At 66.1% G+C, this 26,171-nt stretch carries 1 protein-coding gene; it reads right to left on the bottom strand.

All coding sequences use genetic code 11. From position 1 onward, the window contains the following. Positions 1-435: 435 nt before the first annotated feature. On the bottom strand, positions 436-26,166 hold the full coding sequence (locus tag HAP47_RS41125; protein ID WP_231169160.1) for a non-ribosomal peptide synthase/polyketide synthase: 25,731 nt from the start codon (positions 26,164-26,166) through the stop codon (positions 436-438). Positions 26,167-26,171: the final 5 nt, after the last annotated feature.

Genomic DNA, 26,171 nt, shown 5'->3' with positions numbered 1-26,171 from the left:
CATTGTCGCATTATCTCATCAAGATCGCCAGGCTCGGCGGCTATCTCGCCCGCGCCAACGATCCGTCACCAGGGAATCTCATCATGTGGCGCGGATTATCGCGATTCATCGATATCGCAACGGGGGCGAAGCTCTGACTCAAAGATGTGGGTAATCGTAAGCTTCGTCGTATGCGTACGGTTCGTGCGCCGATCTCGAGTGCGCGGCCGCAGGCAGCGACTCTTTGTGCCGCTGCCCGAGTGGCCGCCCTCGAATTGGACAGCATAGCGGATGTCGACGCCGCTCAGTCCCTGGCTATTCGAGGGCTATGCCTTCCACGCGCGCCGGTGCTGTGGGCCCCGCAATCCACGTATTTGGTCCAACCTCAGGTGAGGCAACGCGTTGTCGCGTCTCAGTTGGTTCTCAAATTGTCGGTGCCGTGACGTCATCAGCTTCTCATCGCCGCCAACCGCTGCCGTGTTGATCGAAGATTCTAGGGAGTGGATCAGTTGCTAAGGCCTTCGATAGAACAGCGGCCAGAACCCGACGATTTTCCCAAACGCTCATCAGTGTTAAATGATCACCGGGAATCGGCACGGCATGAATGGCCGCGACATCCAGGATCTTGTCCCAACCGCGCATAGGTGACCTCTGTTCTGTACGCATCGAAGCGTCGGCTCGCACACGCCGCCCCCCGGAAGGTTCGGCGGCATAAAATTGATGTATTTCCAATGGCAGGGCTGGAATTTCATATGACTGCAGCGCCTGGTGAAAGTGTGCGTACATCGAAGCCGTAGCGTAGAGTTCTTCGTCTACTATTATTGCGCCGATCTGCTGTGCCTTCTGAAGCAACTCAGTAATTGAGCATTCCTTGGCAAGACGCTCCAAGAGTTGGAAGCGTTTATCATCTAGAGTATCGAGAGGCTCGAAAATCATTTCTAGCGCTATTTGCGCATCCGACATGTTCGATGGAGTTGCGGAAAGGGTGACATCGATGAAAGCAACGAACGATACGGCGTCATCGATGCTCAGTAAGTGCTGGGCAATCGCATAAGCCAAGATTGCCCCCGAGGAATATCCAGCAAGACGGTAGGGGCCACGCGGCTGGGTTTTCTTCACGGCCAAAACGACTTGCGCGGCTATCGCTTCGAGCGTTGGCCGATCATTTTCGTTGAACGATGGCCATGGCAGAGCGTAGACAGGGCAGTCTATTTCCATATCCTTCACCAACGATAGGACGTATGAGCAATCTCCATAGCCTGACGGAACAAAGAATAGTGGTGATTGAGATCCGTTCGTTCGTACCGGCAGCACTCCAGCTGTGTGACGGAGGTGGTCCAAGTGAACTTTCGACGCAAGCAGCTTCAGGACCGGGGCCTGGAAAAGATCGGCAGCACCCAACATTAATCCTCGGTTTAGTGCTTGGCTGATCAGCTGCACCGCCAGCAGCGAGTGGCCACCGAGTTCGAAGAAGTTGTCGTGACGCCCGATGCGCTCGACACCGAGAAGCTCGGCCCAGATCCCGGCCAGCATCGTCTCGACCTCGCCGCGCGGCGCCTCATAGGCCGCCAGCGCATAGGCCGCATCGGCCGGCCCCGGCAGTGCCTTGCGGTCGAGCTTGCCGTTCACCGTCAGCGGCAGCGCCGCCAGCCGCACGAACGCCGCCGGCACCATGTAGTCCGGCAGCCGCGCGCTCAGATGCGCCCGCAGGGCGCCGGCAAGCCCGCCTCCATCGTCCTCGTCCGATCCTGCCTCGGACGCACATACCACATAGGCCACCAGCCGCTTCTCGCCGGCGCCATCCTGCTGCGCCACCACCACCGCCTCGCGCACCCAGGCGTGCTCGCAAAGCCGCGCCGCAATCTCGCCCGGCTCGATCCGGAAGCCGCGGATCTTCACCTGCTCGTCGTTGCGGCCCAAAAACTCCAGATTGCCGTCCGGAAGATAACGCCCCAGGTCGCCGGTCCGGTACAGCCGGTCGCCGTCCACAAACGGGCTGGCGATGAACCGCTCCGCCGTCAGCTCCGGACGGTTCAGATAGCCGCGCGCCACCCCTGCCCCGCCGATGTAAAGCTCACCCGCCGCTCCGAACGGAACCGGCGCACCATAAGCGTCCAGCAAGTACACCCGCGCGTTCGCGATCGGGCGACCGATCGGGATCGAGCTCAACTTATCGACGGCCTCAGATATTGCGAATGTGGTACTTCCAACCGTCGCTTCTGTCGGACCGTAATGATTGATCAGACGCACGGTCGGAAAACGCTCTTGCCAAAACTGTATATCCGCCGGGATTAAGGCTTCGCCTCCAAGCATGAGCACTCGTGTTGGAGCTGGTCCTTTATAGCCGTCAAACCGATTGGTCAGCGTGCTTAAATGCGAAGGCGTCAGCTTAATCAGATCATAGGTCTGAGCCTGCCCGACGGCCGCACACCAATCTATTGGGAAAGCCTGGTTTAGAATGCGGAGCTGGGTACCGGCCAGCAGTGGACCGAACACGGTCGTAATGGTGCCGTCAAAGCTGAACGACAGCAGCATCGGCGAACCGTTCAACGCTCCTTCGTAATGGCTGCGATCCGACCAATACAAATAGTTCACCAAACTTCCATGCTCGACCATGACGCCCTTTGGTGTGCCGGTTGAGCCGGAGGTGTAGATGACATAGGCGAGATGGCGTGAGGTGAGGCCGAGCGCGCGCGGGTCCGGATCGGTGGCCGGCAGCTCCGCCCAGGCCGGCGTCGCCGTCTCCAGATCCAGCACCGTCACGCCGGTGAGCCCGTCGCCGCCCAGCGCGGCGCGTCCGGCCGCATCGGCCAGCAGCAGCGGCGGCGCCGCATCCTCGAGCACCTGGCGCAGCCGCGCGCTGGGATAGGCCGGGTCCAGCGGCAGATAGGCCCCTCCCGCCTTGAGGATCGCCAAGACCCCCACCACCATCGCCGGGCTGCGCTCCAGGCAGATCGCCACCGGCAGGTCCGGCTTGACCCCGAAGGCGATCAGATGATGCGCCAGGCGGTTGGCCCGCGCATTGAGCTCGCCATAGCTCAACCGCTCGTCCGCGCAGACCACCGCCACCGCCTCCGGCGCCTTTTGCACCTGCTGCTCGAACAGTTCGTGGATGCACCGCTGCGACGGATAGGCCGCCGCCGTCCGGTTCAGCTCCTCCAGCAGATAGCTGCGTTCAGCCGCCGGCAAGATGTCCAGCTCCCGCACCGGTCTGTCGGGAGCCTGCTCCAATGCATCTGCTAGCTGCTCGAGCGTGTGCTGCATGTAGCCGCAGACCCGATCCGCAGAGATTGGCTCCGCCACCTGCGCCGTCAGGCCGAGCGCCTCGCCAAAATCCTCCACCGATAGCGTCAACGGATAGTTGGTGCGCTCTTCCCCGCCCAGCCGTTCGATGCCGGCCAGGACATCATCCGTTCCTGAGCCGGACTTGGCCGCCGGCGTGTTGTGGCGGTAGTTCAGCAGCGCGCTGAACAGCGGCGCCGGCGCCGCAACGCCGCTGCAGCGTTGCGCCAGCGCCAGCGAGGCATGCTCATGCGCCAGCAGCTCGGAAAGCCGCGCATGCGTGGCCTGCACGCTCGCCTCGACACCGGCTCCGTCAAGGTCGAGCCGCACCGGCAGGGTGTTGATGAACAGGCCCATCGCACGGTCGGCGCCCGCACCCGCATGCATGCGGCCGAACAGCACCGTGCCGAACACCGCCTGCTCTCGGCCGCTGCTCAGCGCCACCACTTGCCCCCAGGCCAGATGGCACAGGCTCGCAAGGCTCACCCTGAGCCGCCGCGCCTGAGCGCGCAGTCGATCGTTGAGCGCCTGCGGAAGCATCCGATGCGCCTCGCCGATCCCGCTGCCGTCGCCATGCACCTCGCGAAGCCCGAACGGCAGCGTCGGCTCGTCGATGTCGCCCAGCATCTCCTGGAAGAACGCTTCATGCGCCTTGGCATCGATGCCAAGCCGCGCCTGCGCCACCAGATTGCGGAACGGCTGCGGTACAGCAAGCTCATGCCCGCGTCCCGCCAGCACGGCCCGCACCTCGGCATGCATCACTTCCAGCGTCGTGTGATCCCCTGTCAGATGATGCAGCAACTGCAGCAGCAGCCAGCGCCCGCTGCCCGGCTCGCGCGCGATCACGAAGCGCATCAAGGGCGCCCGGCCAAGATCGATGCGGTACTGACGCGGATCGAACCGCCGCTTCAGCTGCTCGCGACCGGAACCGCCATTCTCGTCCAGCTCGACCTCGAGCACATCCAAGGCCGCCTTGCGCCACACCACCTGCGCCGGGCTCGACAGGCCCTCCCAGACAAAGGCCGTGCGCAGAATGTCGTGGCGGTCCACCACCTCTTGAACCGCACCAAGATAGCCATCCAGCAGCCCACGCTTGGCAAACGCCATTTGACTGACCAGCAGATAGGGATCGCCCCGGCTGGCCAGAAGATGATGGAACAGAATGCCGTCCTGCAGCGGCGACAGGCCATAGATGTCCTGGATGTTGGCGACCCTGCCCGGCACCGTGGCGACGACCCGGTCGATCTCTTCCTGCGTCAGCTCGATCAGCGGCAGCATCCGCGGCGTGATCGCCGTGCTGTGCTCGTCGATCAGGTTGGCGGGCACCGCCACCTCGCGATGGCTGCCAAGGCTTGCGGCCAGATCGCAAAGCACCGGTCTGGCGAACAGGGTGCGCACCTCCACCCCGAGCGACAGCCGCCGCAGCCGCTCCATCAGCTGCACCGCCAGCAGCGAGTGGCCACCGAGTTCGAAGAAGTTGTCGTGACGCCCGATGCGCTCGACACCGAGAAGCTCGGCCCAGATCCCGGCCAGCATCGTCTCGACCTCGCCGCGCGGCGCCTCATAGGCCGCCAGCGCATAGGCCGCATCGGCCGGCCCCGGCAGTGCCTTGCGGTCGAGCTTGCCGTTCACCGTCAGCGGCAGCGCCGCCAGCCGCACGAACGCCGCCGGCACCATGTAGTCCGGCAGCCGCGCGCTCAGATGCGCCCGCAGGGCGCCGGCAAGCCCGCCTCCATCGTCCTCGTCCGATCCTGCCTCGGACGCACATACCACATAGGCCACCAGCCGCTTCTCGCCGGCGCCATCCTGCTGCGCCACCACCACCGCCTCGCGCACCCAGGCGTGCTCGCAAAGCCGCGCCGCAATCTCGCCCGGCTCGATCCGGAAGCCGCGGATCTTCACCTGCTCGTCGTTGCGGCCCAAAAACTCCAGATTGCCGTCCGGAAGATAACGCCCCAGGTCGCCGGTCCGGTACAGCCGGTCGCCGTCCACAAACGGGCTGGCGATGAACCGCTCCGCCGTCAGCTCCGGACGGTTCAGATAGCCGCGCGCCACCCCTGCCCCGCCGATGTAAAGCTCACCCGCCGCTCCGAACGGAACCGGCGCACCATAAGCGTCCAGCAGATACACCCGCGCGTTCGCGATCGGGCGACCGATCGGGACGTTTGTGGAGGTGGTGAGCCCGGTCGGAATGTCAAAGAAGACGCAGCCGACGACAGCTTCGGTCGGGCCATATTCATTCACCATCCTGGCCATAGGCTGGATGCTGCGCCACAACGAGACCGTTGAATGCGAAAGTGGTTCCCCGCCGATAATAAAAGTGTCGACCTGGCTTGACACCTTCTGTGCCAGCATCTGTTGCCCAAGGGCATCCAGATGGCTCGGCGTGATATTGACCAGCCCACATGCCGAGCCGATCCTTGTCTTTAGTCCTTCGACCTCATCTCCTTTCTTTAAAAGGGAAGCATGGCCACCATGAAGTAAAGGTGTAAACAGGCTGTTTATCGTTGAATCGAAGGCGAGTGATGAGGACACCATGGAAGAGGACCGGGGATCATAAACGTCGCAGGCCCAGGACAGATAGTTGACCAATCCCCGATGCTCGACCATGACGCCCTTTGGTGTGCCGGTTGAGCCGGAGGTGTAGATGACATAGGCGAGATGGCGTGAGGTGAGGCCGAGCGCGCGCGGGTCCGGATCGGTGGCCGGCAGCTCCGCCCAGGCCGGCGTCGCCGTCTCCAGATCCAGCACCGTCACGCCGGTGAGCCCGTCGCCGCCCAGCGCGGCGCGTCCGGCCGCATCGGCCAGCAGCAGCGGCGGCGCCGCATCCTCGAGCACCTGGCGCAGCCGCGCGCTGGGATAGGCCGGGTCCAGCGGCAGATAGGCCCCTCCCGCCTTGAGGATCGCCAAGACCCCCACCACCATCGCCGGGCTGCGCTCCAGGCAGATCGCCACCGGCAGGTCCGGCTTGACCCCGAAGGCGATCAGATGATGCGCCAGGCGGTTGGCCCGCGCATTGAGCTCGCCATAGCTCAACCGCTCGTCCGCGCAGACCACCGCCACCGCCTCCGGCGCCTTTTGCACCTGCTGCTCGAACAGTTCGTGGATGCACCGCTGCGACGGATAGGCCGCCGCCGTCCGGTTCAGCTCCTCCAGCAGATAGCTGCGTTCAGCCGCCGGCAAGATGTCCAGCTCCCGCACCGGTCTGTCGGGAGCCTGCTCCAATGCATCTGCTAGCTGCTCGAGCGTGTGCTGCATGTAGCCGCAGACCCGATCCGCAGAGATTGGCTCCGCCACCTGCGCCGTCAGGCCGAGCGCCTCGCCAAAATCCTCCACCGATAGCGTCAACGGATAGTTGGTGCGCTCTTCCCCGCCCAGCCGTTCGATGCCGGCCAGGACATCATCCGTTCCTGAGCCGGACTTGGCCGCCGGCGTGTTGTGGCGGTAGTTCAGCAGCGCGCTGAACAGCGGCGCCGGCGCCGCAACGCCGCTGCAGCGTTGCGCCAGCGCCAGCGAGGCATGCTCATGCGCCAGCAGCTCGGAAAGCCGCGCATGCGTGGCCTGCACGCTCGCCTCGACACCGGCTCCGTCAAGGTCGAGCCGCACCGGCAGGGTGTTGATGAACAGGCCCATCGCACGGTCGGCGCCCGCACCCGCATGCATGCGGCCGAACAGCACCGTGCCGAACACCGCCTGCTCTCGGCCGCTGCTCAGCGCCACCACTTGCCCCCAGGCCAGATGGCACAGGCTCGCAAGGCTCACCCTGAGCCGCCGCGCCTGAGCGCGCAGTCGATCGTTGAGCGCCTGCGGAAGCATCCGATGCGCCTCGCCGATCCCGCTGCCGTCGCCATGCACCTCGCGAAGCCCGAACGGCAGCGTCGGCTCGTCGATGTCGCCCAGCATCTCCTGGAAGAACGCTTCATGCGCCTTGGCATCGATGCCAAGCCGCGCCTGCGCCACCAGATTGCGGAACGGCTGCGGTACAGCAAGCTCATGCCCGCGTCCCGCCAGCACGGCCCGCACCTCGGCATGCATCACTTCCAGCGTCGTGTGATCCCCTGTCAGATGATGCAGCAACTGCAGCAGCAGCCAGCGCCCGCTGCCCGGCTCGCGCGCGATCACGAAGCGCATCAAGGGCGCCCGGCCAAGATCGATGCGGTACTGACGCGGATCGAACCGCCGCTTCAGCTGCTCGCGACCGGAACCGCCATTCTCGTCCAGCTCGACCTCGAGCACATCCAAGGCCGCCTTGCGCCACACCACCTGCGCCGGGCTCGACAGGCCCTCCCAGACAAAGGCCGTGCGCAGAATGTCGTGGCGGTCCACCACCTCTTGAACCGCACCAAGATAGCCATCCAGCAGCCCACGCTTGGCAAACGCCATTTGACTGACCAGCAGATAGGGATCGCCCCGGCTGGCCAGAAGATGATGGAACAGAATGCCGTCCTGCAGCGGCGACAGGCCATAGATGTCCTGGATGTTGGCGACCCTGCCCGGCACCGTGGCGACGACCCGGTCGATCTCTTCCTGCGTCAGCTCGATCAGCGGCAGCATCCGCGGCGTGATCGCCGTGCTGTGCTCGTCGATCAGGTTGGCGGGCACCGCCACCTCGCGATGGCTGCCAAGGCTTGCGGCCAGATCGCAAAGCACCGGTCTGGCGAACAGGGTGCGCACCTCCACCCCGAGCGACAGCCGCCGCAGCCGCTCCATCAGCTGCACCGCCAGCAGCGAGTGGCCACCGAGTTCGAAGAAGTTGTCGTGACGCCCGATGCGCTCGACACCGAGAAGCTCGGCCCAGATCCCGGCCAGCATCGTCTCGACCTCGCCGCGCGGCGCCTCATAGGCCGCCAGCGCATAGGCCGCATCGGCCGGCCCCGGCAGTGCCTTGCGGTCGAGCTTGCCGTTCACCGTCAGCGGCAGCGCCGCCAGCCGCACGAACGCCGCCGGCACCATGTAGTCCGGCAGCCGCGCGCTCAGATGCGCCCGCAGGGCGCCGGCAAGCCCGCCTCCATCGTCCTCGTCCGATCCTGCCTCGGACGCACATACCACATAGGCCACCAGCCGCTTCTCGCCGGCGCCATCCTGCTGCGCCACCACCACCGCCTCGCGCACCCAGGCGTGCTCGCAAAGCCGCGCCGCAATCTCGCCCGGCTCGATCCGGAAGCCGCGGATCTTCACCTGCTCGTCGTTGCGGCCCAAAAACTCCAGATTGCCGTCCGGAAGATAACGCCCCAGGTCGCCGGTCCGGTACAGCCGGTCGCCGTCCACAAACGGGCTGGCGATGAACCGCTCCGCCGTCAGCTCCGGACGGTTCAGATAGCCGCGCGCCACCCCTGCCCCGCCGATGTAAAGCTCACCCGCCGCTCCGAACGGAACCGGCGCACCATAAGCGTCCAGCAAGTACACCCGCGCGTTCGCGATCGGGCGACCGATCGGGACGTTTGTGGAGGTGGTGAGCCCGGTCGGAATGTCAAAGAAGACGCAGCCGACGACAGCTTCGGTCGGGCCATATTCATTCACCATCCTGGCCATAGGCTGGATGCTGCGCCACAACGAGACCGTTGAATGCGAAAGTGGTTCCCCGCCGATAATAAAAGTGTCGACCTGGCTTGACACCTTCTGTGCCAGCATCTGTTGCCCAAGGGCATCCAGATGGCTCGGCGTGATCTTGATTACGCCGCAGTGGGAACTGATCGTTATCCTTAGTCCCTCGACGTTGTCTTCCTCCATCACAAGCTGTGTGTGGCCACCACAGATCAGAGGCGCAAATAGGCTCGTAATCGTTGAATCGAAGGCGAGTGATGAGGACACCATGGAAGAGGACCGGGGATCATAAACGTCGCAGGCCCAGGACAGATAGTTGACCAATCCCCGATGCTCGACCATGACGCCCTTTGGTGTGCCGGTTGAGCCGGAGGTGTAGATGACATAGGCGAGATGGCGTGAGGTGAGGCCGAGCGCGCGCGGGTCCGGATCGGTGGCCGGCAGCTCCGCCCAGGCCGGCGTCGCCGTCTCCAGATCCAGCACCGTCACGCCGGTGAGCCCGTCGCCGCCCAGCGCGGCGCGTCCGGCCGCATCGGCCAGCAGCAGCGGCGGCGCCGCATCCTCGAGCACCTGGCGCAGCCGCGCGCTGGGATAGGCCGGGTCCAGCGGCAGATAGGCCCCTCCCGCCTTGAGGATCGCCAAGACCCCCACCACCATCGCCGGGCTGCGCTCCAGGCAGATCGCCACCGGCAGGTCCGGCTTGACCCCGAAGGCGATCAGATGATGCGCCAGGCGGTTGGCCCGCGCATTGAGCTCGCCATAGCTCAACCGCTCGTCCGCGCAGACCACCGCCACCGCCTCCGGCGCCTTTTGCACCTGCTGCTCGAACAGTTCGTGGATGCACCGCTGCGACGGATAGGCCGCCGCCGTCCGGTTCAGCTCCTCCAGCAGATAGCTGCGTTCAGCCGCCGGCAAGATGTCCAGCTCCCGCACCGGTCTGTCGGGAGCCTGCTCCAATGCATCTGCTAGCTGCTCGAGCGTGTGCTGCATGTAGCCGCAGACCCGATCCGCAGAGATTGGCTCCGCCACCTGCGCCGTCAGGCCGAGCGCCTCGCCAAAATCCTCCACCGATAGCGTCAACGGATAGTTGGTGCGCTCTTCCCCGCCCAGCCGTTCGATGCCGGCCAGGACATCATCCGTTCCTGAGCCGGACTTGGCCGCCGGCGTGTTGTGGCGGTAGTTCAGCAGCGCGCTGAACAGCGGCGCCGGCGCCGCAACGCCGCTGCAGCGTTGCGCCAGCGCCAGCGAGGCATGCTCATGCGCCAGCAGCTCGGAAAGCCGCGCATGCGTGGCCTGCACGCTCGCCTCGACACCGGCTCCGTCAAGGTCGAGCCGCACCGGCAGGGTGTTGATGAACAGGCCCATCGCACGGTCGGCGCCCGCACCCGCATGCATGCGGCCGAACAGCACCGTGCCGAACACCGCCTGCTCTCGGCCGCTGCTCAGCGCCACCACTTGCCCCCAGGCCAGATGGCACAGGCTCGCAAGGCTCACCCTGAGCCGCCGCGCCTGAGCGCGCAGTCGATCGTTGAGCGCCTGCGGAAGCATCCGATGCGCCTCGCCGATCCCGCTGCCGTCGCCATGCACCTCGCGAAGCCCGAACGGCAGCGTCGGCTCGTCGATGTCGCCCAGCATCTCCTGGAAGAACGCTTCATGCGCCTTGGCATCGATGCCAAGCCGCGCCTGCGCCACCAGATTGCGGAACGGCTGCGGTACAGCAAGCTCATGCCCGCGTCCCGCCAGCACGGCCCGCACCTCGGCATGCATCACTTCCAGCGTCGTGTGATCCCCTGTCAGATGATGCAGCAACTGCAGCAGCAGCCAGCGCCCGCTGCCCGGCTCGCGCGCGATCACGAAGCGCATCAAGGGCGCCCGGCCAAGATCGATGCGGTACTGACGCGGATCGAACCGCCGCTTCAGCTGCTCGCGACCGGAACCGCCATTCTCGTCCAGCTCGACCTCGAGCACATCCAAGGCCGCCTTGCGCCACACCACCTGCGCCGGGCTCGACAGGCCCTCCCAGACAAAGGCCGTGCGCAGAATGTCGTGGCGGTCCACCACCTCTTGAACCGCACCAAGATAGCCATCCAGCAGCCCACGCTTGGCAAACGCCATTTGACTGACCAGCAGATAGGGATCGCCCCGGCTGGCCAGAAGATGATGGAACAGAATGCCGTCCTGCAGCGGCGACAGGCCATAGATGTCCTGGATGTTGGCGACCCTGCCCGGCACCGTGGCGACGACCCGGTCGATCTCTTCCTGCGTCAGCTCGATCAGCGGCAGCATCCGCGGCGTGATCGCCGTGCTGTGCTCGTCGATCAGGTTGGCGGGCACCGCCACCTCGCGATGGCTGCCAAGGCTTGCGGCCAGATCGCAAAGCACCGGTCTGGCGAACAGGGTGCGCACCTCCACCCCGAGCGACAGCCGCCGCAGCCGCTCCATCAGCTGCACCGCCAGCAGCGAGTGGCCACCGAGTTCGAAGAAGTTGTCGTGACGCCCGATGCGCTCGACACCGAGAAGCTCGGCCCAGATCCCGGCCAGCATCGTCTCGACCTCGCCGCGCGGCGCCTCATAGGCCGCCAGCGCATAGGCCGCATCGGCCGGCCCCGGCAGTGCCTTGCGGTCGAGCTTGCCGTTCACCGTCAGCGGCAGCGCCGCCAGCCGCACGAACGCCGCCGGCACCATGTAGTCCGGCAGCCGCGCGCTCAGATGCGCCCGCAGGGCGCCGGCAAGCCCGCCTCCATCGTCCTCGTCCGATCCTGCCTCGGACGCACATACCACATAGGCCACCAGCCGCTTCTCGCCGGCGCCATCCTGCTGCGCCACCACCACCGCCTCGCGCACCCAGGCGTGCTCGCAAAGCCGCGCCGCAATCTCGCCCGGCTCGATCCGGAAGCCGCGGATCTTCACCTGCTCGTCGTTGCGGCCCAAAAACTCCAGATTGCCGTCCGGAAGATAACGCCCCAGGTCGCCGGTCCGGTACAGCCGGTCGCCGTCCACAAACGGGCTGGCGATGAACCGCTCCGCCGTCAGCTCCGGACGGTTCAGATAGCCGCGCGCCACCCCTGCCCCGCCGATGTAAAGCTCACCCGCCGCTCCGAACGGAACCGGCGCACCATAAGCGTCCAGCAAGTACACCCGCGCGTTCGCGATCGGGCGACCGATCGGGATCGAGCTCAACTTATCGACGGCCTCAGATATTGCGAATGTGGTACTTCCAACCGTCGCTTCTGTCGGACCGTAATGATTGATCAGACGCACGGTCGGAAAACGCTCTTGCCAAAACTGTATATCCGCCGGGATTAAGGCTTCGCCTCCAAGCATGAGCACTCGTGTTGGAGCTGGTCCTTTATAGCCGTCAAACCGATTGGTCAGCGTGCTTAAATGCGAAGGCGTCAGCTTAATCAGATCATAGGTCTGAGCCTGCCCGACGGCCGCACACCAATCTATTGGGAAAGCCTGGTTTAGAATGCGGAGCTGGGTACCGGCCAGCAGTGGACCGAACACGGTCGTAATGGTGCCGTCAAAGCTGAACGACAGCAGCATCGGCGAACCGTTCAACGCTCCTTCGTAATGGCTGCGATCCGACCAATACAAATAGTTCACCAAACTTCCATGCTCGACCATGACGCCCTTTGGTGTGCCGGTTGAGCCGGAGGTGTAGATGACATAGGCGAGATGGCGTGAGGTGAGGCCGAGCGCGCGCGGGTCCGGATCGGTGGCCGGCAGCTCCGCCCAGGCCGGCGTCGCCGTCTCCAGATCCAGCACCGTCACGCCGGTGAGCCCGTCGCCGCCCAGCGCGGCGCGTCCGGCCGCATCGGCCAGCAGCAGCGGCGGCGCCGCATCCTCGAGCACCTGGCGCAGCCGCGCGCTGGGATAGGCCGGGTCCAGCGGCAGATAGGCCCCTCCCGCCTTGAGGATCGCCAAGACCCCCACCACCATCGCCGGGCTGCGCTCCAGGCAGATCGCCACCGGCAGGTCCGGCTTGACCCCGAAGGCGATCAGATGATGCGCCAGGCGGTTGGCCCGCGCATTGAGCTCGCCATAGCTCAACCGCTCGTCCGCGCAGACCACCGCCACCGCCTCCGGCGCCTTTTGCACCTGCTGCTCGAACAGTTCGTGGATGCACCGCTGCGACGGATAGGCCGCCGCCGTCCGGTTCAGCTCCTCCAGCAGATAGCTGCGTTCAGCCGCCGGCAAGATGTCCAGCTCCCGCACCGGTCTGTCGGGAGCCTGCTCCAATGCATCTGCTAGCTGCTCGAGCGTGTGCTGCATGTAGCCGCAGACCCGATCCGCAGAGATTGGCTCCGCCACCTGCGCCGTCAGGCCGAGCGCCTCGCCAAAATCCTCCACCGATAGCGTCAACGGATAGTTGGTGCGCTCTTCCCCGCCCAGCCGTTCGATGCCGGCCAGGACATCATCCGTTCCTGAGCCGGACTTGGCCGCCGGCGTGTTGTGGCGGTAGTTCAGCAGCGCGCTGAACAGCGGCGCCGGCGCCGCAACGCCGCTGCAGCGTTGCGCCAGCGCCAGCGAGGCATGCTCATGCGCCAGCAGCTCGGAAAGCCGCGCATGCGTGGCCTGCACGCTCGCCTCGACACCGGCTCCGTCAAGGTCGAGCCGCACCGGCAGGGTGTTGATGAACAGGCCCATCGCACGGTCGGCGCCCGCACCCGCATGCATGCGGCCGAACAGCACCGTGCCGAACACCGCCTGCTCTCGGCCGCTGCTCAGCGCCACCACTTGCCCCCAGGCCAGATGGCACAGGCTCGCAAGGCTCACCCTGAGCCGCCGCGCCTGAGCGCGCAGTCGATCGTTGAGCGCCTGCGGAAGCATCCGATGCGCCTCGCCGATCCCGCTGCCGTCGCCATGCACCTCGCGAAGCCCGAACGGCAGCGTCGGCTCGTCGATGTCGCCCAGCATCTCCTGGAAGAACGCTTCATGCGCCTTGGCATCGATGCCAAGCCGCGCCTGCGCCACCAGATTGCGGAACGGCTGCGGTACAGCAAGCTCATGCCCGCGTCCCGCCAGCACGGCCCGCACCTCGGCATGCATCACTTCCAGCGTCGTGTGATCCCCTGTCAGATGATGCAGCAACTGCAGCAGCAGCCAGCGCCCGCTGCCCGGCTCGCGCGCGATCACGAAGCGCATCAAGGGCGCCCGGCCAAGATCGATGCGGTACTGACGCGGATCGAACCGCCGCTTCAGCTGCTCGCGACCGGAACCGCCATTCTCGTCCAGCTCGACCTCGAGCACATCCAAGGCCGCCTTGCGCCACACCACCTGCGCCGGGCTCGACAGGCCCTCCCAGACAAAGGCCGTGCGCAGAATGTCGTGGCGGTCCACCACCTCTTGAACCGCACCAAGATAGCCATCCAGCAGCCCACGCTTGGCAAACGCCATTTGACTGACCAGCAGATAGGGATCGCCCCGGCTGGCCAGAAGATGATGGAACAGAATGCCGTCCTGCAGCGGCGACAGGCCATAGATGTCCTGGATGTTGGCGACCCTGCCCGGCACCGTGGCGACGACCCGGTCGATCTCTTCCTGCGTCAGCTCGATCAGCGGCAGCATCCGCGGCGTGATCGCCGTGCTGTGCTCGTCGATCAGGTTGGCGGGCACCGCCACCTCGCGATGGCTGCCAAGGCTTGCGGCCAGATCGCAAAGCACCGGTCTGGCGAACAGGGTGCGCACCTCCACCCCGAGCGACAGCCGCCGCAGCCGCTCCATCAGCTGCACCGCCAGCAGCGAGTGGCCACCGAGTTCGAAGAAGTTGTCGTGACGCCCGATGCGCTCGACACCGAGAAGCTCGGCCCAGATCCCGGCCAGCATCGTCTCGACCTCGCCGCGCGGCGCCTCATAGGCCGCCAGCGCATAGGCCGCATCGGCCGGCCCCGGCAGTGCCTTGCGGTCGAGCTTGCCGTTCACCGTCAGCGGCAGCGCCGCCAGCCGCACGAACGCCGCCGGCACCATGTAGTCCGGCAGCCGCGCGCTCAGATGCGCCCGCAGGGCGCCGGCAAGCCCGCCTCCATCGTCCTCGTCCGATCCTGCCTCGGACGCACATACCACATAGGCCACCAGCCGCTTCTCGCCGGCGCCATCCTGCTGCGCCACCACCACCGCCTCGCGCACCCAGGCGTGCTCGCAAAGCCGCGCCGCAATCTCGCCCGGCTCGATCCGGAAGCCGCGGATCTTCACCTGCTCGTCGTTGCGGCCCAAAAACTCCAGATTGCCGTCCGGAAGATAACGCCCCAGGTCGCCGGTCCGGTACAGCCGGTCGCCGTCCACAAACGGGCTGGCGATGAACCGCTCCGCCGTCAGCTCCGGACGGTTCAGATAGCCGCGCGCCACCCCTGCCCCGCCGATGTAAAGCTCACCCGCCGCTCCGAACGGAACCGGCGCACCATAAGCGTCCAGCAAGTACACCCGCGCGTTCGCGATCGGGCGACCGACATGTGGCACAGCGTTGTCGCTGAAGAGCCGTCCTGAGGTCGCCACGACCGTAGCTTCAGTAGGCCCATAGTTGTTGATTAGCTTCAGAGGCGACAGAGGCCCAGGCACACGCTGAAGACGATCCCCGCCAACAAGCAAGTACTCCAATCTGGAATTGATGAGCTTATCGTCCAGCGCGAGTGTAGCCAGTGGCGTGCTCAAGAAGGCAACGTCCAGCGATTGATCTCGCCACCATTGCAGCAGATGTAAGGAATCTGCAGCTGCCGCTCTGGGCGGCAGCTGCAATGTGCTGCGGTTACATAACGCAGACCATAGCTCCCAAGTGCTGGCATCGAATGCCACTCCAGCCGCGAGTGCGCAGCAGGCCTCTGGTTGCGGACAAAACGTTTGCACATGCCATGTGACAAGATTGACCAATCCCCGATGCTCGACCATGACGCCCTTTGGTGTGCCGGTTGAGCCGGAGGTGTAGATGACATAGGCGAGATGGCGTGAGGTGAGGCCGAGCGCGCGCGGGTCCGGATCGGTGGCCGGCAGCTCCGCCCAGGCCGGCGTCGCCGTCTCCAGATCCAGCACCGTCACGCCGGTGAGCCCGTCGCCGCCCAGCGCGGCGCGTCCGGCCGCATCGGCCAGCAGCAGCGGCGGCGCCGCATCCTCGAGCACCTGGCGCAGCCGCGCGCTGGGATAGGCCGGGTCCAGCGGCAGATAGGCCCCTCCCGCCTTGAGGATCGCCAAGACCCCCACCACCATCGCCGGGCTGCGCTCCAGGCAGATCGCCACCGGCAGGTCCGGCTTGACCCCGAAGGCGATCAGATGATGCGCCAGGCGGTTGGCCCGCGCATTGAGCTCGCCATAGCTCAACCGCTCGTCCGCGCAGACCACCGCCACCGCCTCCGGCGCCTTTTGCACCTGCTGCTCGAACAGTTCGTGGATGCACCGCTGCGACGGATAGGCCGCCGCCGTCCGGTTCAGCTCCTCCAGCAGATAGCTGCGTTCAGCCGCCGGCAAGATGTCCAGCTCCCGCACCGGTCTGTCGGGAGCCTGCTCCAATGCATCTGCTAGCTGCTCGAGCGTGTGCTGCATGTAGCCGCAGACCCGATCCGCAGAGATTGGCTCCGCCACCTGCGCCGTCAGGCCGAGCGCCTCGCCAAAATCCTCCACCGATAGCGTCAACGGATAGTTGGTGCGCTCTTCCCCGCCCAGCCGTTCGATGCCGGCCAGGACATCATCCGTTCCTGAGCCGGACTTGGCCGCCGGCGTGTTGTGGCGGTAGTTCAGCAGCGCGCTGAACAGCGGCGCCGGCGCCGCAACGCCGCTGCAGCGTTGCGCCAGCGCCAGCGAGGCATGCTCATGCGCCAGCAGCTCGGAAAGCCGCGCATGCGTGGCCTGCACGCTCGCCTCGACACCGGCTCCGTCAAGGTCGAGCCGCACCGGCAGGGTGTTGATGAACAGGCCCATCGCACGGTCGGCGCCCGCACCCGCATGCATGCGGCCGAACAGCACCGTGCCGAACACCGCCTGCTCTCGGCCGCTGCTCAGCGCCACCACTTGCCCCCAGGCCAGATGGCACAGGCTCGCAAGGCTCACCCTGAGCCGCCGCGCCTGAGCGCGCAGTCGATCGTTGAGCGCCTGCGGAAGCATCCGATGCGCCTCGCCGATCCCGCTGCCGTCGCCATGCACCTCGCGAAGCCCGAACGGCAGCGTCGGCTCGTCGATGTCGCCCAGCATCTCCTGGAAGAACGCTTCATGCGCCTTGGCATCGATGCCAAGCCGCGCCTGCGCCACCAGATTGCGGAACGGCTGCGGTACAGCAAGCTCATGCCCGCGTCCCGCCAGCACGGCCCGCACCTCGGCATGCATCACTTCCAGCGTCGTGTGATCCCCTGTCAGATGATGCAGCAACTGCAGCAGCAGCCAGCGCCCGCTGCCCGGCTCGCGCGCGATCACGAAGCGCATCAAGGGCGCCCGGCCAAGATCGATGCGGTACTGACGCGGATCGAACCGCCGCTTCAGCTGCTCGCGACCGGAACCGCCATTCTCGTCCAGCTCGACCTCGAGCACATCCAAGGCCGCCTTGCGCCACACCACCTGCGCCGGGCTCGACAGGCCCTCCCAGACAAAGGCCGTGCGCAGAATGTCGTGGCGGTCCACCACCTCTTGAACCGCACCAAGATAGCCATCCAGCAGCCCACGCTTGGCAAACGCCATTTGACTGACCAGCAGATAGGGATCGCCCCGGCTGGCCAGAAGATGATGGAACAGAATGCCGTCCTGCAGCGGCGACAGGCCATAGATGTCCTGGATGTTGGCGACCCTGCCCGGCACCGTGGCGACGACCCGGTCGATCTCTTCCTGCGTCAGCTCGATCAGCGGCAGCATCCGCGGCGTGATCGCCGTGCTGTGCTCGTCGATCAGGTTGGCGGGCACCGCCACCTCGCGATGGCTGCCAAGGCTTGCGGCCAGATCGCAAAGCACCGGTCTGGCGAACAGGGTGCGCACCTCCACCCCGAGCGACAGCCGCCGCAGCCGCTCCATCAGCTGCACCGCCAGCAGCGAGTGGCCACCGAGTTCGAAGAAGTTGTCGTGACGCCCGATGCGCTCGACACCGAGAAGCTCGGCCCAGATCCCGGCCAGCATCGTCTCGACCTCGCCGCGCGGCGCCTCATAGGCCGCCAGCGCATAGGCCGCATCGGCCGGCCCCGGCAGTGCCTTGCGGTCGAGCTTGCCGTTCACCGTCAGCGGCAGCGCCGCCAGCCGCACGAACGCCGCCGGCACCATGTAGTCCGGCAGCCGCGCGCTCAGATGCGCCCGCAGGGCGCCGGCAAGCCCGCCTCCATCGTCCTCGTCCGATCCTGCCTCGGACGCACATACCACATAGGCCACCAGCCGCTTCTCGCCGGCGCCATCCTGCTGCGCCACCACCACCGCCTCGCGCACCCAGGCGTGCTCGCAAAGCCGCGCCGCAATCTCGCCCGGCTCGATCCGGAAGCCGCGGATCTTCACCTGCTCGTCGTTGCGGCCCAAAAACTCCAGATTGCCGTCCGGAAGATAACGCCCCAGGTCGCCGGTCCGGTACAGCCGGTCGCCGTCCACAAACGGGCTGGCGATGAACCGCTCCGCCGTCAGCTCCGGACGGTTCAGATAGCCGCGCGCCACCCCTGCCCCGCCGATGTAAAGCTCACCCGCCGCTCCGAACGGAACCGGCGCACCATAAGCGTCCAGCAAGTACACCCGCGCGTTCGCGATCGGGCGACCGATCGGGATCGAGCTCAACTTATCGACGGCCTCAGATATTGCGAATGTGGTACTTCCAACCGTCGCTTCTGTCGGACCGTAATGATTGATCAGACGCACGGTCGGAAAACGCTCTTGCCAAAACTGTATATCCGCCGGGATTAAGGCTTCGCCTCCAAGCATGAGCACTCGTGTTGGAGCTGGTCCTTTATAGCCGTCAAACCGATTGGTCAGCGTGCTTAAATGCGAAGGCGTCAGCTTAATCAGATCATAGGTCTGAGCCTGCCCGACGGCCGCACACCAATCTATTGGGAAAGCCTGGTTTAGAATGCGGAGCTGGGTACCGGCCAGCAGTGGACCGAACACGGTCGTAATGGTGCCGTCAAAGCTGAACGACAGCAGCATCGGCGAACCGTTCAACGCTCCTTCGTAATGGCTGCGATCCGACCAATACAAATAGTTCACCAAACTTCCATGCTCGACCATGACGCCCTTTGGTGTGCCGGTTGAGCCGGAGGTGTAGATGACATAGGCGAGATGGCGTGAGGTGAGGCCGAGCGCGCGCGGGTCCGGATCGGTGGCCGGCAGCTCCGCCCAGGCCGGCGTCGCCGTCTCCAGATCCAGCACCGTCACGCCGGTGAGCCCGTCGCCGCCCAGCGCGGCGCGTCCGGCCGCATCGGCCAGCAGCAGCGGCGGCGCCGCATCCTCGAGCACCTGGCGCAGCCGCGCGCTGGGATAGGCCGGGTCCAGCGGCAGATAGGCCCCTCCCGCCTTGAGGATCGCCAAGACCCCCACCACCATCGCCGGGCTGCGCTCCAGGCAGATCGCCACCGGCAGGTCCGGCTTGACCCCGAAGGCGATCAGATGATGCGCCAGGCGGTTGGCCCGCGCATTGAGCTCGCCATAGCTCAACCGCTCGTCCGCGCAGACCACCGCCACCGCCTCCGGCGCCTTTTGCACCTGCTGCTCGAACAGTTCGTGGATGCACCGCTGCGACGGATAGGCCGCCGCCGTCCGGTTCAGCTCCTCCAGCAGATAGCTGCGTTCAGCCGCCGGCAAGATGTCCAGCTCCCGCACCGGTCTGTCGGGAGCCTGCTCCAATGCATCTGCTAGCTGCTCGAGCGTGTGCTGCATGTAGCCGCAGACCCGATCCGCAGAGATTGGCTCCGCCACCTGCGCCGTCAGGCCGAGCGCCTCGCCAAAATCCTCCACCGATAGCGTCAACGGATAGTTGGTGCGCTCTTCCCCGCCCAGCCGTTCGATGCCGGCCAGGACATCATCCGTTCCTGAGCCGGACTTGGCCGCCGGCGTGTTGTGGCGGTAGTTCAGCAGCGCGCTGAACAGCGGCGCCGGCGCCGCAACGCCGCTGCAGCGTTGCGCCAGCGCCAGCGAGGCATGCTCATGCGCCAGCAGCTCGGAAAGCCGCGCATGCGTGGCCTGCACGCTCGCCTCGACACCGGCTCCGTCAAGGTCGAGCCGCACCGGCAGGGTGTTGATGAACAGGCCCATCGCACGGTCGGCGCCCGCACCCGCATGCATGCGGCCGAACAGCACCGTGCCGAACACCGCCTGCTCTCGGCCGCTGCTCAGCGCCACCACTTGCCCCCAGGCCAGATGGCACAGGCTCGCAAGGCTCACCCTGAGCCGCCGCGCCTGAGCGCGCAGTCGATCGTTGAGCGCCTGCGGAAGCATCCGATGCGCCTCGCCGATCCCGCTGCCGTCGCCATGCACCTCGCGAAGCCCGAACGGCAGCGTCGGCTCGTCGATGTCGCCCAGCATCTCCTGGAAGAACGCTTCATGCGCCTTGGCATCGATGCCAAGCCGCGCCTGCGCCACCAGATTGCGGAACGGCTGCGGTACAGCAAGCTCATGCCCGCGTCCCGCCAGCACGGCCCGCACCTCGGCATGCATCACTTCCAGCGTCGTGTGATCCCCTGTCAGATGATGCAGCAACTGCAGCAGCAGCCAGCGCCCGCTGCCCGGCTCGCGCGCGATCACGAAGCGCATCAAGGGCGCCCGGCCAAGATCGATGCGGTACTGACGCGGATCGAACCGCCGCTTCAGCTGCTCGCGACCGGAACCGCCATTCTCGTCCAGCTCGACCTCGAGCACATCCAAGGCCGCCTTGCGCCACACCACCTGCGCCGGGCTCGACAGGCCCTCCCAGACAAAGGCCGTGCGCAGAATGTCGTGGCGGTCCACCACCTCTTGAACCGCACCAAGATAGCCATCCAGCAGCCCACGCTTGGCAAACGCCATTTGACTGACCAGCAGATAGGGATCGCCCCGGCTGGCCAGAAGATGATGGAACAGAATGCCGTCCTGCAGCGGCGACAGGCCATAGATGTCCTGGATGTTGGCGACCCTGCCCGGCACCGTGGCGACGACCCGGTCGATCTCTTCCTGCGTCAGCTCGATCAGCGGCAGCATCCGCGGCGTGATCGCCGTGCTGTGCTCGTCGATCAGGTTGGCGGGCACCGCCACCTCGCGATGGCTGCCAAGGCTTGCGGCCAGATCGCAAAGCACCGGTCTGGCGAACAGGGTGCGCACCTCCACCCCGAGCGACAGCCGCCGCAGCCGCTCCATCAGCTGCACCGCCAGCAGCGAGTGGCCACCGAGTTCGAAGAAGTTGTCGTGACGCCCGATGCGCTCGACACCGAGAAGCTCGGCCCAGATCCCGGCCAGCATCGTCTCGACCTCGCCGCGCGGCGCCTCATAGGCCGCCAGCGCATAGGCCGCATCGGCCGGCCCCGGCAGTGCCTTGCGGTCGAGCTTGCCGTTCACCGTCAGCGGCAGCGCCGCCAGCCGCACGAACGCCGCCGGCACCATGTAGTCCGGCAGCCGCGCGCTCAGATGCGCCCGCAGGGCGCCGGCAAGCCCGCCTCCATCGTCCTCGTCCGATCCTGCCTCGGACGCACATACCACATAGGCCACCAGCCGCTTCTCGCCGGCGCCATCCTGCTGCGCCACCACCACCGCCTCGCGCACCCAGGCGTGCTCGCAAAGCCGCGCCGCAATCTCGCCCGGCTCGATCCGGAAGCCGCGGATCTTCACCTGCTCGTCGTTGCGGCCCAAAAACTCCAGATTGCCGTCCGGAAGATAACGCCCCAGGTCGCCGGTCCGGTACAGCCGGTCGCCGTCCACAAACGGGCTGGCGATGAACCGCTCCGCCGTCAGCTCCGGACGGTTCAGATAGCCGCGCGCCACCCCTGCCCCGCCGATGTAAAGCTCACCCGCCGCTCCGAACGGAACCGGCGCACCATAAGCGTCCAGCAAGTACACCCGCGCGTTCGCGATCGGGCGACCGACATGTGGCACAGCGTTGTCGCTGAAGAGCCGTCCTGAGGTCGCCACGACCGTAGCTTCAGTAGGCCCATAGTTGTTGATTAGCTTCAGAGGCGACAGAGGCCCAGGCACACGCTGAAGACGATCCCCGCCAACAAGCAAGTACTCCAATCTGGAATTGATGAGCTTATCGTCCAGCGCGAGTGTAGCCAGTGGCGTGCTCAAGAAGGCAACGTCCAGCGATTGATCTCGCCACCATTGCAGCAGATGTAAGGAATCTGCAGCTGCCGCTCTGGGCGGCAGCTGCAATGTGCTGCGGTTACATAACGCAGACCATAGCTCCCAAGTGCTGGCATCGAATGCCACTCCAGCCGCGAGTGCGCAGCAGGCCTCTGGTTGCGGACAAAACGTTTGCACATGCCATGTGACAAGATTGACCAATCCCCGATGCTCGACCATGACGCCCTTTGGTGTGCCGGTTGAGCCGGAGGTGTAGATGACATAGGCGAGATGGCGTGAGGTGAGGCCGAGCGCGCGCGGGTCCGGATCGGTGGCCGGCAGCTCCGCCCAGGCCGGCGTCGCCGTCTCCAGATCCAGCACCGTCACGCCGGTGAGCCCGTCGCCGCCCAGCGCGGCGCGTCCGGCCGCATCGGCCAGCAGCAGCGGCGGCGCCGCATCCTCGAGCACCTGGCGCAGCCGCGCGCTGGGATAGGCCGGGTCCAGCGGCAGATAGGCCCCTCCCGCCTTGAGGATCGCCAAGACCCCCACCACCATCGCCGGGCTGCGCTCCAGGCAGATCGCCACCGGCAGGTCCGGCTTGACCCCGAAGGCGATCAGATGATGCGCCAGGCGGTTGGCCCGCGCATTGAGCTCGCCATAGCTCAACCGCTCGTCCGCGCAGACCACCGCCACCGCCTCCGGCGCCTTTTGCACCTGCTGCTCGAACAGTTCGTGGATGCACCGCTGCGACGGATAGGCCGCCGCCGTCCGGTTCAGCTCCTCCAGCAGATAGCTGCGTTCAGCCGCCGGCAAGATGTCCAGCTCCCGCACCGGTCTGTCGGGAGCCTGCTCCAATGCATCTGCTAGCTGCTCGAGCGTGTGCTGCATGTAGCCGCAGACCCGATCCGCAGAGATTGGCTCCGCCACCTGCGCCGTCAGGCCGAGCGCCTCGCCAAAATCCTCCACCGATAGCGTCAACGGATAGTTGGTGCGCTCTTCCCCGCCCAGCCGTTCGATGCCGGCCAGGACATCATCCGTTCCTGAGCCGGACTTGGCCGCCGGCGTGTTGTGGCGGTAGTTCAGCAGCGCGCTGAACAGCGGCGCCGGCGCCGCAACGCCGCTGCAGCGTTGCGCCAGCGCCAGCGAGGCATGCTCATGCGCCAGCAGCTCGGAAAGCCGCGCATGCGTGGCCTGCACGCTCGCCTCGACACCGGCTCCGTCAAGGTCGAGCCGCACCGGCAGGGTGTTGATGAACAGGCCCATCGCACGGTCGGCGCCCGCACCCGCATGCATGCGGCCGAACAGCACCGTGCCGAACACCGCCTGCTCTCGGCCGCTGCTCAGCGCCACCACTTGCCCCCAGGCCAGATGGCACAGGCTCGCAAGGCTCACCCTGAGCCGCCGCGCCTGAGCGCGCAGTCGATCGTTGAGCGCCTGCGGAAGCATCCGATGCGCCTCGCCGATCCCGCTGCCGTCGCCATGCACCTCGCGAAGCCCGAACGGCAGCGTCGGCTCGTCGATGTCGCCCAGCATCTCCTGGAAGAACGCTTCATGCGCCTTGGCATCGATGCCAAGCCGCGCCTGCGCCACCAGATTGCGGAACGGCTGCGGTACAGCAAGCTCATGCCCGCGTCCCGCCAGCACGGCCCGCACCTCGGCATGCATCACTTCCAGCGTCGTGTGATCCCCTGTCAGATGATGCAGCAACTGCAGCAGCAGCCAGCGCCCGCTGCCCGGCTCGCGCGCGATCACGAAGCGCATCAAGGGCGCCCGGCCAAGATCGATGCGGTACTGACGCGGATCGAACCGCCGCTTCAGCTGCTCGCGACCGGAACCGCCATTCTCGTCCAGCTCGACCTCGAGCACATCCAAGGCCGCCTTGCGCCACACCACCTGCGCCGGGCTCGACAGGCCCTCCCAGACAAAGGCCGTGCGCAGAATGTCGTGGCGGTCCACCACCTCTTGAACCGCACCAAGATAGCCATCCAGCAGCCCACGCTTGGCAAACGCCATTTGACTGACCAGCAGATAGGGATCGCCCCGGCTGGCCAGAAGATGATGGAACAGAATGCCGTCCTGCAGCGGCGACAGGCCATAGATGTCCTGGATGTTGGCGACCCTGCCCGGCACCGTGGCGACGACCCGGTCGATCTCTTCCTGCGTCAGCTCGATCAGCGGCAGCATCCGCGGCGTGATCGCCGTGCTGTGCTCGTCGATCAGGTTGGCGGGCACCGCCACCTCGCGATGGCTGCCAAGGCTTGCGGCCAGATCGCAAAGCACCGGTCTGGCGAACAGGGTGCGCACCTCCACCCCGAGCGACAGCCGCCGCAGCCGCTCCATCAGCTGCACCGCCAGCAGCGAGTGGCCACCGAGTTCGAAGAAGTTGTCGTGACGCCCGATGCGCTCGACACCGAGAAGCTCGGCCCAGATCCCGGCCAGCATCGTCTCGACCTCGCCGCGCGGCGCCTCATAGGCCGCCAGCGCATAGGCCGCATCGGCCGGCCCCGGCAGTGCCTTGCGGTCGAGCTTGCCGTTCACCGTCAGCGGCAGCGCCGCCAGCCGCACGAACGCCGCCGGCACCATGTAGTCCGGCAGCCGCGCGCTCAGATGCGCCCGCAGGGCGCCGGCAAGCCCGCCTCCATCGTCCTCGTCCGATCCTGCCTCGGACGCACATACCACATAGGCCACCAGCCGCTTCTCGCCGGCGCCATCCTGCTGCGCCACCACCACCGCCTCGCGCACCCAGGCGTGCTCGCAAAGCCGCGCCGCAATCTCGCCCGGCTCGATCCGGAAGCCGCGGATCTTCACCTGCTCGTCGTTGCGGCCCAAAAACTCCAGATTGCCGTCCGGAAGATAACGCCCCAGGTCGCCGGTCCGGTACAGCCGGTCGCCGTCCACAAACGGGCTGGCGATGAACCGCTCCGCCGTCAGCTCCGGACGGTTCAGATAGCCGCGCGCCACCCCTGCCCCGCCGATGTAAAGCTCACCCGCCGCTCCGAACGGAACCGGCGCACCATAAGCGTCCAGCAAGTACACCCGCGCGTTCGCGATCGGGCGACCGATCGGGATCGAGCTCAACTTATCGACGGCCTCAGATATTGCGAATGTGGTACTTCCAACCGTCGCTTCTGTCGGACCGTAATGATTGATCAGACGCACGGTCGGAAAACGCTCTTGCCAAAACTGTATATCCGCCGGGATTAAGGCTTCGCCTCCAAGCATGAGCACTCGTGTTGGAGCTGGTCCTTTATAGCCGTCAAACCGATTGGTCAGCGTGCTTAAATGCGAAGGCGTCAGCTTAATCAGATCATAGGTCTGAGCCTGCCCGACGGCCGCACACCAATCTATTGGGAAAGCCTGGTTTAGAATGCGGAGCTGGGTACCGGCCAGCAGTGGACCGAACACGGTCGTAATGGTGCCGTCAAAGCTGAACGACAGCAGCATCGGCGAACCGTTCAACGCTCCTTCGTAATGGCTGCGATCCGACCAATACAAATAGTTCACCAAACTTCCATGCTCGACCATGACGCCCTTTGGTGTGCCGGTTGAGCCGGAGGTGTAGATGACATAGGCGAGATGGCGTGAGGTGAGGCCGAGCGCGCGCGGGTCCGGATCGGTGGCCGGCAGCTCCGCCCAGGCCGGCGTCGCCGTCTCCAGATCCAGCACCGTCACGCCGGTGAGCCCGTCGCCGCCCAGCGCGGCGCGTCCGGCCGCATCGGCCAGCAGCAGCGGCGGCGCCGCATCCTCGAGCACCTGGCGCAGCCGCGCGCTGGGATAGGCCGGGTCCAGCGGCAGATAGGCCCCTCCCGCCTTGAGGATCGCCAAGACCCCCACCACCATCGCCGGGCTGCGCTCCAGGCAGATCGCCACCGGCAGGTCCGGCTTGACCCCGAAGGCGATCAGATGATGCGCCAGGCGGTTGGCCCGCGCATTGAGCTCGCCATAGCTCAACCGCTCGTCCGCGCAGACCACCGCCACCGCCTCCGGCGCCTTTTGCACCTGCTGCTCGAACAGTTCGTGGATGCACCGCTGCGACGGATAGGCCGCCGCCGTCCGGTTCAGCTCCTCCAGCAGATAGCTGCGTTCAGCCGCCGGCAGAATGTCGATGCGGCCGACCGGCCGCCCCGCATCGGCCATCACGCCATGCAACAAAGTTTGCAAATGCTGCGTCATGCGGT

The organism is Bradyrhizobium sp. 41S5 (genome assembly GCF_011516665.3).
Lineage (GTDB): Bacteria > Pseudomonadota > Alphaproteobacteria > Rhizobiales > Xanthobacteraceae > Bradyrhizobium > Bradyrhizobium quebecense.
Note: the sequence above shows the minus strand (reverse complement) of the source record. Positions and strands in the feature narration are given on the sequence as shown.